11 protein-coding genes are annotated in these 11,029 nt (G+C 70.4%); all 11 read right to left on the bottom strand.

Annotated elements, in window-relative coordinates; genetic code table 11:
* On the bottom strand, window positions 1–318 hold a 318-nt coding region (locus GXW76_RS16540; RefSeq protein WP_211863198.1), incomplete at its 3' end, for a biotin/lipoyl-containing protein.
* A gap of 18 nt (window positions 319–336) precedes the next feature.
* Complete coding sequence (locus GXW76_RS16535; RefSeq protein WP_211863197.1) at window positions 337–1,707, bottom strand: pyruvate dehydrogenase complex E1 component subunit beta; 1,371 nt, start codon at window positions 1,705–1,707, stop codon at window positions 337–339.
* Between the two features lies 1 nt (window position 1,708).
* Window positions 1,709–2,674 (bottom strand): pyruvate dehydrogenase (acetyl-transferring) E1 component subunit alpha, encoded by a 966-nt coding sequence (pdhA, locus tag GXW76_RS16530; protein WP_246514445.1) that lies wholly within the window; start codon window positions 2,672–2,674, stop codon window positions 1,709–1,711.
* Between the two features lie 339 nt (window positions 2,675–3,013).
* Window positions 3,014–4,714, bottom strand: coding sequence for a mucoidy inhibitor MuiA family protein (locus tag GXW76_RS16525; RefSeq protein WP_211863195.1), 1,701 nt, complete (start codon window positions 4,712–4,714; stop codon window positions 3,014–3,016).
* 71 nt (window positions 4,715–4,785) lie between these two features.
* The gene (locus tag GXW76_RS16520) at window positions 4,786–5,115 is read right to left on the bottom strand and encodes an FtsB family cell division protein (protein WP_338150980.1); all 330 of its coding nucleotides are present in this window, start codon (window positions 5,113–5,115) and stop codon (window positions 4,786–4,788) included.
* Window positions 5,116–5,433: 318 nt separating this feature from the next.
* A complete protein-coding gene (gene eno, locus GXW76_RS16515; protein ID WP_211863193.1) occupies window positions 5,434–6,711 on the bottom strand; it encodes a phosphopyruvate hydratase in 1,278 nt (425 codons plus the stop codon).
* A gap of 145 nt (window positions 6,712–6,856) precedes the next feature.
* Window positions 6,857–7,726 carry a hypothetical protein gene (locus GXW76_RS16510; protein WP_211863192.1) on the bottom strand — a complete coding sequence of 290 codons (870 nt, stop codon included), beginning with the start codon at window positions 7,724–7,726 and terminating at the stop codon, window positions 6,857–6,859.
* A 118-nt stretch (window positions 7,727–7,844) separates the two neighbouring features.
* Window positions 7,845–8,087, bottom strand: a complete 243-nt coding sequence (locus GXW76_RS16505) for a hypothetical protein (RefSeq protein ID WP_211863191.1) — start codon at window positions 8,085–8,087, stop codon at window positions 7,845–7,847.
* Window positions 8,084–8,293, bottom strand: a complete 210-nt coding sequence (locus GXW76_RS16500) for a hypothetical protein (RefSeq protein ID WP_211863190.1) — start codon at window positions 8,291–8,293, stop codon at window positions 8,084–8,086. Before GXW76_RS16500 ends, GXW76_RS16505 begins: the two co-directional genes overlap by 4 nt.
* 4 nt (window positions 8,294–8,297) lie before the next feature.
* Window positions 8,298–9,119, bottom strand: coding sequence for a 3-deoxy-8-phosphooctulonate synthase (gene kdsA / locus GXW76_RS16495; protein WP_211863189.1), 822 nt, complete (start codon window positions 9,117–9,119; stop codon window positions 8,298–8,300).
* A gap of 233 nt (window positions 9,120–9,352) precedes the next feature.
* Window positions 9,353–10,987 carry a CTP synthase gene (locus GXW76_RS16490; protein ID WP_211863188.1) on the bottom strand — a complete coding sequence of 545 codons (1,635 nt, stop codon included), beginning with the start codon at window positions 10,985–10,987 and terminating at the stop codon, window positions 9,353–9,355.
* Window positions 10,988–11,029: the final 42 nt, after the last annotated feature.

Here is an 11,029-nt window from a genome sequence, read left to right as displayed (position 1 = left end):
GGGCGCCGCCGGCACCGGTGCGGCCGCCGGCGCGGGCGCAGGTGCGGCGACGGGCGCGCCTGCGGGCACCGCCTCGCCCTCCTCCACCAGCACCGCGATCACCTCGTTCACCTTCACGCCCTGGGCGCCGTCGGGCACGAGGATCCTGCCGAGGATTCCCTCGTCCACCGCCTCGACTTCCATCGTCGCCTTGTCGGTCTCGATCTCGGCAATGACGTCGCCGGCCTTGATGCGCTCGCCTTCCTTCTTCAGCCAGCGCGCCAGGTTGCCCTCCGTCATGGTGGGGGAGAGCGCCGGCATCAGGATGTTCGTGGCCATGGACCGTTCTCCCCCGCCTTACTTGTAGGTGACGCTTTTCGCCGCCTCGACCACCTGCTCGAGGCGGGGCAGCGCGAGCTTCTCGAGGTTCGCGGCATAGGGCATCGGGATGTCCAGGCCATGCACGCGCACCGGCGGCGCGTCGAGATGGTCGAAGCAGGTCTCCATGATCTGCATCGCGACCTCGGCGCCGATGCCGGCATAGGGCCAGCCTTCCTCGAGCGTCACGAGCCGGTTCGTCTTGCGCACCGAATTCGCGATCGTCTCGGTGTCCAGCGGGCGCAGCGAGCGCAGGTTGATGACCTCCGCGCTGATGCCCTGCTCGGCGAGCTTTTCCGCCGCCTGCATCGCCATGCCGACCATGATCGAGAAGGCGACGATGGTGACGTCGGTGCCTGCGCGTTCCACCTTCGCCTTGCCGATCGGCAGGACGAAGTCGTCCGCCGTCGGGCATTCGAAGGTCTGCCCGTACATGATCTCGTTCTCGAGCACGATGACCGGGTTCGGGTCGCGGATCGCCGCGCGCAGCAGGCCCTTCGCGTCGGCCGCCGACCACGGCGCGACCACCTTCAGCCCCGGGCAATGCGCGTACCAGGACGCGTAGCATTGCGAGTGCTGCGCCGCGACGCGGGAAGCCGCGCCGTTCGGCCCGCGGAATACGATCTGGCAGCCCAACTGCCCGCCCGACATGTAGAGCGTCTTGGCTGCCGAGTTGATGATCTGGTCGATCGCCTGCATCGAGAAGTTGAAGGTCATGAACTCGACGATCGGCTTCAGGCCGGTGAAGGCCGCGCCCACCGCCATGCCGGTGAAGCCGTGCTCGGTGATCGGCGTGTCGATCACGCGCTTCGGGCCGAATTCGTCCAGCAGTCCCTGCGACACCTTGTAGGCGCCCTGGTACTGCGCGACCTCCTCGCCCATCAGGAAGACGGCGGAATCGGCGCGCATCTCGGCGGCCATGGCGTCGCGCAGGGCCTCGCGCACGGTGATGGGCTTCGTTGGCCCCCAGTCCTGCTCCACCTCGGCCTTCGGTTCGGCATGGACGGAGGCTTCGGGCCGCTGCTTCGCGCCGCTATCGGCGATCATCTTCTCGTTCTCGCGGGGGTTCTTGTTGGTGATGCCGTGCATGGTCTGCGCCGCGCCGCCGGCGCCGCCGTCCAGTTCCGCAATGGTGCTGTTCACCGCGACGCCTTCCGTCCCCTCGGGGACCAGGATGGCGGTGATGGTGCCCTCGTCCACCGCTTCGACCTCCATCGTGGCCTTGTCGGTCTCGATCTCGGCGATGACGTCGCCGGACTTCACCGCATCACCGACATTCTTCAGCCAGCGCGCCAGCTTGCCTTCCGTCATCGTCGGCGAAAGGGCCGGCATCAGGATCACGGCCCCCATGTCAGCGGCCCTCCACCAGCACGTCGGTCCAGAGCTCGCTCTCGGGCGGCTCGGGGCTCTGCTGCGCGAAGTCCGCGCTGTCCTGCACGATCGCCTTCACATCGTCGTCGATGACCTTCAGTTCGGCCTCGGTCACCGCGAACTGATCGACCAGCATCTTGCGCGCCGTCTCGATGCAGTCGGAGGTTTCGCGCATCTTCTGCACCTCCTCCCGCGTCCGGTACTTCGCGGGGTCGGACATGGAGTGCCCGCGGTAGCGGTAGGTCTTCATCTCCAGCAGGTAGGGCCCCTTGCCGGCGCGGCAGTGGGCGACGGCGCGCTCGCCGGCCTCGCGCACGGCGATCACGTCCATGCCGTTGACCTGCTCGCCCGGGATGCCCCAGGGCGCGCCGTTCTGGGACAGGTCGCGAGACGCGCTGGCGCGCTCGACGCTGGTGCCCATGCCGTACTTGTTGTTCTCGATGATGAAGATGCAGGGCAGCTTGAACAGCGCGGCGAGGTTCAGGCTCTCATAGACCTGGCCCTGGTTGGACGCGCCCTCGCCGAAATAGGTCACGGCGACGTTGTCGTTCTCGCGGTACCAGTTGGCGAAGGCGAGGCCGGCGCCGAGCGAAACCTGCGCGCCGACGATGCCATGCCCGCCGTAGAAGCCCTTCTCCCGGCTGAACATGTGCATCGACCCGCCCTTCCCCTTGGAATAGCCGCCGATGCGCCCGGTGAGTTCGGCCATCACGCCGCGCGCCTCCATGCCCGTGGCGAGCATGTGCCCGTGGTCGCGATAGGACGTGATGACCTGGTCGCCGTCCTTGAGGCACATCTGCATGCCCACCACCACGGCCTCCTGGCCGATGTAGAGGTGGCAGAAGCCGCCGATCAGGCCCATGCCGTAGAGTTGGCCCGCCTTCTCCTCGAAGCGGCGGATCAGGAGCATGTCGCGATAGGCCGTGAGCAGATGCTCCCGGCTCATGGGAGGTTCCTTGGCCTTCCCGCGGCGCTTGGTGCTGGTCTCGGCGGCCTGGGCCATGGTTGGGTCTCCCTCGGGACGTCGCTACGTTTGCGAATTAGGCCCGGACCAGCGCCGCACGCAAGCGCCCGGGCAAAAAAACCCTTCTTTTGCAATGCAATAAGACGGTTAACCGCAATTCGGTTAAGTCTCTGAATCAGCGCGATGGTCCCTCCTGAAGCCGTCCGCCGGAGACGGCGGGCGCAGGCGGCACGGATTGCAGGATAGGCCGGGCAGCGGCGCCGGCGCGAAAGAAAACATCCGTGTCCCGCCCCCCCGCGTCATTCCCTTGCGAAATTCGCCTCAGCGGCCCGGAAGCCCCTGCACCTGGCGGTCCCGCGGCGCCGTCACCGTGTAGCCGAAGCGAATGCGTCGCTCCTGCCCTGGCGCCAGCGTGAAGGCCCAGGCGAGGACTCCGGGCCGGTCCTCCGCGTCGCGCGTGCCGGGCGCAGGATCGGCCTGCAGCGCCACGGTCAGGTCCGCGTCGCCGGAGACCGGCACCTGGTCCTCCACCACCATCTCGACCGGGCGCGCGTGGAAGCTGCGGAACGTCATCACCGCCTCGAAGGTCTCGGTGCTGGTGCGGCCGGTCAGCATGCTGCCTTCCTGCGCGCGCCGCCGCGCCTGCGGTTCGTAGGCGACGCGGATGCGGTCGTCGGCGCCGAAGGACAGCATCGTCTCCTCCCCGGGCCGCAGCAGCGGCAGCGCCGTGCGGCCGACGAAGACGCCATCGAGATGCAGCGAGGCCACCCCCGGCAGCGTCGGCGCCGGCGCCTGGTGGGCGAAGCGCGCGCGCAGGAAGGCGCGCGGCGCGAGCCGCGGCACCGAGAGCGCCGACAGCGCCGCCTCCGCCACGTGGTCGGCGATCCGCACCCGGCGCTCCGATCCGTCCGCCCCGATGCTCGCCCGCCCCGGGATTGCGTATTCCACGGCGAAGCCGGCGGTCTGCACCGTAGCGGCGACGACCTCCGCCTCGCGCGGCGTCGCCGGCGCGACGGAAGCCGCCGGTGCCGGTGCCCGCGTCTGCCGTTCCGCCAGCGCGTCGCGTGCCGCCTGCTCGCGCGCGCGACGCTCGCGTTCCGCCGGGTCCACCAGCGCGATGCGCCAGGGCTGCAGGCGCGGCGGGCCGGCGGCCTCGGCGGGCCGCGCGGTGGACAGGGTCAGCGCCACCTCCGGCCAGTCCTCCCCGGTGGACTGGGTGACGATCGCCTCCTGCCGCAGCGCGATGCGCGCCGCCTGGCTGTCGAGGCGCACCTCATAGACCGGCTGCCAGCGCGCGCCGCGCACCTGGTAGGCGACCTCGAGTTCCAGGCGCGTCGGCGCTTCCGCCTGCACCGCCACCGCGATCTCGAGCGCGCCGGGAGGCGGTCCGCCGAGCGCGGCGATCTCGGCCTTGATCGCATCGCGCCGCTGCTCCGCGACGCGGCGATCCGCCTGCAGGCGGCGCGTGGCCTCGCTGGCCTGCTCGGTCCCTTCGCGCACGGCGTCCCAGGCCGCGCGCCATGTTGCGGGATCGGCGGAGAGGCGCGGCGCCGGTTCGTTCGACGGCGCCGGCTGCCGCTGCGTCACGACAAAGCCGCCGGCGAGCCGCTCGATGAGCCGAAGCTGCGCCGCCTGCGCTGCGAGCGGAGCATCGAAGGCGGTGACCGCATCCTCTGCCTCGCGCAGCCGGGCTTCCAGCGCCGCACGGCGTGCATCCACCGCGCCGCGGTCGAAGCGTGCCTGGCGCAGATCGACGCTGCCGATTGCGACGGCGCCGGCCGCGCGCCCGCGGGCCGTCACGCTGTCCCGCAGCACCCCGGCCGGGATGCCCGACAGCACCAGCACGCTGTCGCCGGCCGGCAGGTCCACCGCGCCGCGCCGCGTCACCGTCGCCTGGTCGGGGTAGACCGTGACCGCCGCCGGCGGCGCGGCCAGCGCGATCCGCGCGGGCGCCTCCTGCGCCAGCACGGCATGCGGTGCCAGCGCGGCAAGAAGCAGGGTGGGGAGCGTCCAGCGGAACATGGCGGCCTCCGGCATCGGGAGGCCAGCATCCCGCCGGATTGGCGCGCGGCGCAACCGCGCCGCGTCACAGTTCAGTAGAGGCGGCGTTCCGGCGGATAGGGCACGACCACCTCGTCGCGGCCGACCATGTTCAGCAAGGCCCGCGCGCGCTCGTCGAGCTGGTCGCGGTCGAGCCGGTCGCCGCGCAGGCCGGCGACGCGCCGTTCCATGCCCTCGCGCTCGGATTCCGCGCGCGCGAGTTCCGCCCGCGCCGCCGCGATGTCGGCGATGCGCTGCTCACGCGCGATCAGCCCGCGGTCGCCATGCATGGCGTGCCAGGCGAAGTAGCCGGACACCGCCAGGAACAGGCTCGGCAGGGCGATCGCCTGCAGGAAACGCTTGATGAACCGCAAGTTAGGCACCCGAAGCGACGCGATGCGGGATTCTAGACACCGACACGACTCGGTGTCACCCGCTTCGTCGGCATCCTGCGCATCGCGACGTCATTTTTCGTTCCGCCACGGATGCGGGGCGCCGCCTGCCGTTGCTTGCGCCGGCGCACAGGTGGGGCAACGCATCTCCACGGCCGGGCAAACCCGTCGCGTCATCGTCGGAAGCCTCCATCGGAAGGCCATCCGCCGAGAACGCGCCGGCGCTGGCGAAGCACGGCCCGGTGGCGTGCGACGCCCCGCCGGGACCGGGACGGGCGCTCATGCCAGGGACATGAACGCCCGCGCGCCTCAGCGGCGCAGCGCGCCGCGGCCCGCGTAGCGCGCCGCCGGGCCGAGGCCCTGCTCGATGCGAATGAGCTGGTTGTACTTGGCCAGCCGGTCGGACCGCGACAGCGACCCGGTCTTGATCTGCCCGCAATTCGTCGCGACCGCGAGGTCGGCGATCGTCGCATCCTCGCTCTCGCCCGAACGGTGCGACATCACCGCGCGGTAGCCGGCGCGGTGCGCGGTCTCCACGGCTTCCAGCGTCTCGGTCAGCGTGCCGATCTGGTTGACCTTCACCAGGATGGCGTTCGCCGTGCCGCGCTCGATGCCCTGGCGCAGGCGCTCCGGGTTGGTCACGAACAGGTCGTCGCCGACCAGCTGCACCTTGCCGCCGAGCTTGTCGGTCAGCGCCTTCCAGCCGGCCCAGTCATCCTCGGACATGCCGTCCTCGATGGAAGCGATCGGCCACTTGGCGCAGAGCGCGGCGAGGTAATCCACCATGCCGCCGGCATCGAGGGTCTTGCCCTCGCCCTCCATCACGTACTTGCCGTCGTGGAAGAACTCGGTCGCGGCGCAGTCGAGGGCGAAGACAACGTCCTCACCCATGCGATGGCCCGCCGCCTCGCAGGCCTTGGCGATGAAGCCGAGCGCCTCGTCCGCCGAACCGATGTTCGGCGCGAAGCCGCCCTCGTCGCCCACATTGGTCGAGTGGCCGGCATCGTGCAGCGCCTTCTTGAGCGCCATGAAGACCTCGGAGCCGACGCGCACGGCATCGGCGATCGTGCCGGCACCCACCGGCATGATCATGAATTCCTGGATGTCGATCGGATTGTCCGCGTGCTGGCCGCCGTTGATGATGTTCATCATCGGCACCGGCAGGGTGCGGGCGAAGACGCCGCCCACATGGCGATACAACGGGATGTCGAGGTTCGCCGCCGCGGCCTTCGCCACCGCCAGCGACACCGCCAGCGTCGCGTTCGCGCCGAGCCGGCCCTTGTTCGGCGTGCCGTCCAGCTCGATCAGCGTCTCGTCGATCTTGACCTGCTCCAGCGCGTCCATGCCGGAGATGGCGTCGAAGATCTCGCCCTCGACATTCGCCACGGCCTTGAGCACGCCCTTGCCGCCATAGCGGGCCTTGTCGCCGTCGCGCAGTTCCACCGCCTCATGCGCGCCGGTGGAGGCACCCGAGGGGACGATGGCATGGCCGCGCGCGCCGGTGTCCAGCACCACCTCGGCCTCGACGGTCGGGTTGCCGCGGGAGTCGAGGACCTCGCGGGCGATGATGTCGGCAATGGCGGACATGCGGCAGGCGCTCCAGGTGACAAGGGGATGCGGGTGGCTACACCGGGAGGGGAGCGAGGCCAACCCCCAGGCGAAAAGAAGGTCGGGGGAGGATGAACCTCCCCCGAACCCCCTCCCTTCTTTGGGACCCCGCCCTCGCGGGCGGTCAGCGCGCCTGCGCCAGGACGGATTGGAAGCGGGCCAGGGATGCCTCGAAGGACGAAAGGCCCGCGGCATCGCCGGCACCGGCGGCCGCATGGGCAGATGGCAGGGCGGCGAGGAGGGAAACCGCCTCGGCGGCGGCGATGTCGGGCGGGTCGCCGGCCAGGGTGGCCTGGACACGGTTCCACAGGGCCATGCGGTCCTGCGGGGTCAGGTTGCGGTCGGTGCGGGCGGCCTCCAGCACGCCACGCTGGGCGCTGCGCCAGGCCTCGTGCCGCTGGGCCAGCGCGCCGCGCAGGCCGGACCGCGCATCCTCGCCGATCACCGCACGAAGCAGGGCGACGCCGGCCTCGACCGACGCCTGGCGTCCGGCAGCCAGCCGCGCGGCGTCCACCCCCGCCGGCACGGGCTGCGACAACGCGCGGAAGGCTTCGAGGCCACGCCGCCGGACCGCCTCCGACGGCCAGCGCGCGGGCACCGTGCCGAGCCGCGCCATCGCGACCTGCAGCCGGTCAAGGGCCGCGGCAGCCTCCGCATCGCCCCCGGCCGTCGCACCGGTGGACAGCGCCGCAATCCGCTGCGCCTCGATGACCATCAGGTCCATCGCCGGGTCGAGCACGGCCCCGGCGATGGGCGTCGTCGGTGCCGGCAGGCTGCGCGGCACCGCCCCGCCGGAGGCGAAGCGCAGCGAGGCCGATTGCTCGACTTCCGTCCGCTCGCGCAGCGCCAGGTGGTCCACCATGCGCCCAAGCGCCTGGTCCGCCGTGCCGACGAGCGCCACGTGGCGTTCGGCTGGCCCCTGTGGTTGCGGCGGGACCGCCGCGCAGGCGGCAAGCGTCAGACCGGCAAGGTGAAGCAGCAGGTAGCGGCGCATGTCAGCCCTCGGGTGTTGAGCGGCAAGGCTAGCCCAACCGGACCCTGGCCTCACCCCCCGCACGTGATGTTGTGCGACCGAAGCCGAAACGGAGGTCGGCGCCATCGCGCCACCCGGTTCAACCGCCATCCCCGGGCCGCCGCCCGGCCCAGAACAGCCAGGCGATCCAGCCGAAAGCCGCGAGGAAGATCGCATGGGCGCCGAGCACGACGAGAATGGTCTCGGGGTGCCAGCCGGAGAGGCGAAGGGCGGCGAGGCCGGCGGGGACGGACCACCAGAGCACTGCCAGCATCGCCGTGACCAGCAGCAGCGCAGGCACGGGGCGGCGCGGGATCGGCGGCAGGCCGGGCGGGCGCGTCACTTGCCACCTCCGCCGTCACCATCGCCATTGCCGCCCGAGGGACCGGCCTCGGTTTCCAGCCACGTTCGTCCGCCGGCGACAAAGCCGCCGAGCACGAGTGCGGCGAACGCGGCGATGGTCGCGCCCGTGCCGAACGCCCCGGTCAGCATGGCGGCGACGAGAATGACGGCGCCCAGGACCTCCAAAGGCACGCCCAGGCGCCGCAACGCCTCAGCCCGCCTTGGCGAGCGCGTCGAAGGCCTTCAGGCGCGCGATCAGCGCCGGCATCTCGCGCATCGGGATCATGTTCGGCCCGTCGGAGGGCGCGTGGTCCGGGTCGGGGTGCGTCTCGATGAACACCGCCGCGACACCCACGGCCACGGCCGCGCGCGCCAGCACGGGCGCGAATTCGCGCTGCCCGCCCGAGGATGTCCCCTGCCCGCCCGGCTGCTGCACCGCGTGGGTCGCGTCCATCACCACCGGGTAGCCGGTCTGCGCCATGATCGGCAGGGAGCGCATGTCCGCGACCAGCGTGTTGTAGCCGAAGGAGGCGCCGCGCTCGCAGAGCAGGATCTTCTCGTTGCCCGTGGAGGCGATCTTCGCCGCGACGTTCTTCATGTCCCACGGTGCGAGGAACTGGCCCTTCTTCACGTTGACCGCGCGGCCGGTCTCGCCGGCGGCGATCAGCAGGTCGGTCTGGCGGCAGAGGAAGGCCGGGATCTGCAGCACGTCCACCGCTTCCGCCGCCGGGGCACATTGTTCCGGGGCATGGACGTCGGTCAGCGTCGGCAGGCCGGTCACCTCCCGCACCTCGGCGAGGATGGCGAGGCCTTCCTTCATGCCGATGCCGCGCGCCGTGTTGACGCTGGTGCGGTTCGCCTTGTCGAAGGAGGATTTGTAGATCAGCGGCACGCCGGCCGCTTCCGCCATTTCCTTCAGCGCCGCGGCGGTTTCGAGCGCATGGGCGCGGCTCTCGATCTGACAGGGGCCGGAGAGGAAGACCAGCGGGAGGTCGTTGCCGATGGTGAGGTTGCGGACCGTGACGTGACGCATGGAGCACTCCGAGGGGCGCCGCTTTAGTCCTTTAGCGCTTTACCCCTTTATCGCCGTGGACCCGCCCGTCGGTTCCGACAGGCGTCTATGATGTTATTCCTATATCCCACTTCCCTGCCCGGCGCCAGATCCCGGTTGCCGAAGCCCTTTCGGCTCCCATCGACGCTGCCCGCACTATCGATGCGGACCCGTGGCGGGGTGGGTGCGGGAGGGGCGGCGCCCCTCCCGCCGCATCACACCAACCGAGCCTGCTTCACCGCCGCCCCGATGAACCCCGAGAACAGCGGGTGCGGATCGAAGGGCTTCGACCTGAGTTCCGGGTGGTACTGCACCCCGATGAACCAGGGATGGTCCGGGTATTCCACGATCTCCGGCAGCACCCCGTCCGGCGACATGCCGGAGAAGCGCAGGCCCGCCGCTTCCAGCCGGTCCTTGTAGGCGACGTTCACCTCGTAGCGGTGGCGGTGGCGTTCGCGGATGGACGCGGCGCCGTGATAGACGTCCCGCACCAGGGAACCTTCCGCCAGGTTCGCGGGATAGGCGCCGAGGCGCATCGTCCCGCCGAGGTCGCCGGTCGCGTTGCGGCGTTCCACCTCGTTGCCGCGCTGCCATTCGGTCAGCAGGCCGACCACCGGCTCCTGGCAGGGGCCGAACTCGGTCGAGGACGCGCCCTTGATGCCGAGCAGGTTCCGCGCCGCCTCGATGACGGCCATCTGCATGCCGAAGCAGATGCCGAAGAAGGGCACCTTGCGCTCGCGGGCGAAGCGGACGGCCTCGATCTTGCCTTCGGTGCCGCGTTCCCCGAAGCCGCCGGGAACGAGGATGCCGTTCACCTTCTCGAGCCGCGCGACCGCTTCGGCGTCGCTCTCGAAGATCTGGCTGTCCACCCAGTCGAGGTTGACCTTCACGTTGTGCGCGATGCCGCCGTGGGCCAGCGCCTCGGACAGCGACTTATAGGCGTCGAGCAGGTTCGTGTACTTGCCGACGACGGCGATCGTGACCTCGCCCTCGGGCTGCTTCACGGCGTGGACGATGCGTTCCCAGCCCGTCATGTCGGGTTCGCCATAGGCCGATAGGCCGAAGTGGCGCAGCACTTCCTCGTCGAGGCCTTCCTCGTGATACTTGATCGGCACCTCGTAGATGGTGCTGGCGTCGAGCGCCGGGATCACGCTTTCGGGCCGCACGTTGCAGAAGAGCGCGATCTTGCGGCGCTCATTCTCCGGGATCGGCCGGTCGGAGCGGCAGAGCAGGATCTGCGGCTGGATGCCGAGGCCGAGCAGTTCCTTCACGGAATGCTGCGTCGGCTTGGTCTTCAGTTCCCCGGCGCTGGCGATGTAGGGCACCAGCGTCAGGTGCATGAAGAGGCTGCGCTGCGGCCCCAGTTCGTTGGCGAGCTGGCGCATGGCCTCGAGGAAGGGCAGGCTCTCGATGTCGCCGACCGTGCCGCCGATCTCGACCAGGACGAAGTCGTAGGCGTCGGTGTCGGCCTGGATGACTTCCTTGATCTTGTCGGTGATGTGCGGAATGACCTGCACGGTCCCGCCAAGGTAGTCGCCCCGCCGTTCCGCCGCGATGACATCGAGGTAGAGCCGCCCGGTCGTCCAGTTGTCCGCCTTGTGGGCGGCGACGCCGGTGAAGCGTTCGTAGTGGCCGAGGTCGAGATCGGTCTCGGCCCCGTCGTCGGTGACATAGACCTCGCCGTGCTGATAGGGGGACATCGTCCCCGGATCGACGTTGAGGTACGGATCCAGCTTGCGAAGCCGGACCGTGTAGCCGCGTGCCTGGAGCAACGCGCCGAGGGAGGCGGAAGCGATACCCTTGCCGAGGGAGGAGACCACGCCGCCGGTGATGAAGACGAACCGCGCCATGGGCGCCCTCCATAACAAGCCGCGCGCGTGACCGCTACCCGC

Source organism: Neoroseomonas soli (assembly GCF_018129065.1).
GTDB lineage: Bacteria > Pseudomonadota > Alphaproteobacteria > Acetobacterales > Acetobacteraceae > Neoroseomonas > Neoroseomonas soli.
Note: the sequence above shows the minus strand (reverse complement) of the source record. Positions and strands in the feature narration are given on the sequence as shown.

Excerpts from the sequence above, each read along its gene's own strand:
- pdhA (WP_246514445.1), bottom strand. The coding sequence starts at position 2,674 with ATGAGCCGGGAGCATCTGCTCACGGCCTATCGCGACATGCTCCTGATC.
- GXW76_RS16490 (WP_211863188.1), bottom strand. The coding sequence starts at position 10,987 with ATGGCGCGGTTCGTCTTCATCACCGGCGGCGTGGTCTCCTCCCTCGGC.
- eno (WP_211863193.1), bottom strand. The coding sequence starts at position 6,711 with ATGTCCGCCATTGCCGACATCATCGCCCGCGAGGTCCTCGACTCCCGC.
- GXW76_RS16535 (WP_211863197.1), bottom strand. The coding sequence starts at position 1,707 with ATGGGGGCCGTGATCCTGATGCCGGCCCTTTCGCCGACGATGACGGAA.
- kdsA (WP_211863189.1), bottom strand. The coding sequence starts at position 9,119 with ATGCGTCACGTCACGGTCCGCAACCTCACCATCGGCAACGACCTCCCG.
- GXW76_RS16510 (WP_211863192.1), bottom strand. The coding sequence starts at position 7,726 with ATGCGCCGCTACCTGCTGCTTCACCTTGCCGGTCTGACGCTTGCCGCC.
- GXW76_RS16525 (WP_211863195.1), bottom strand. The coding sequence starts at position 4,714 with ATGTTCCGCTGGACGCTCCCCACCCTGCTTCTTGCCGCGCTGGCACCG.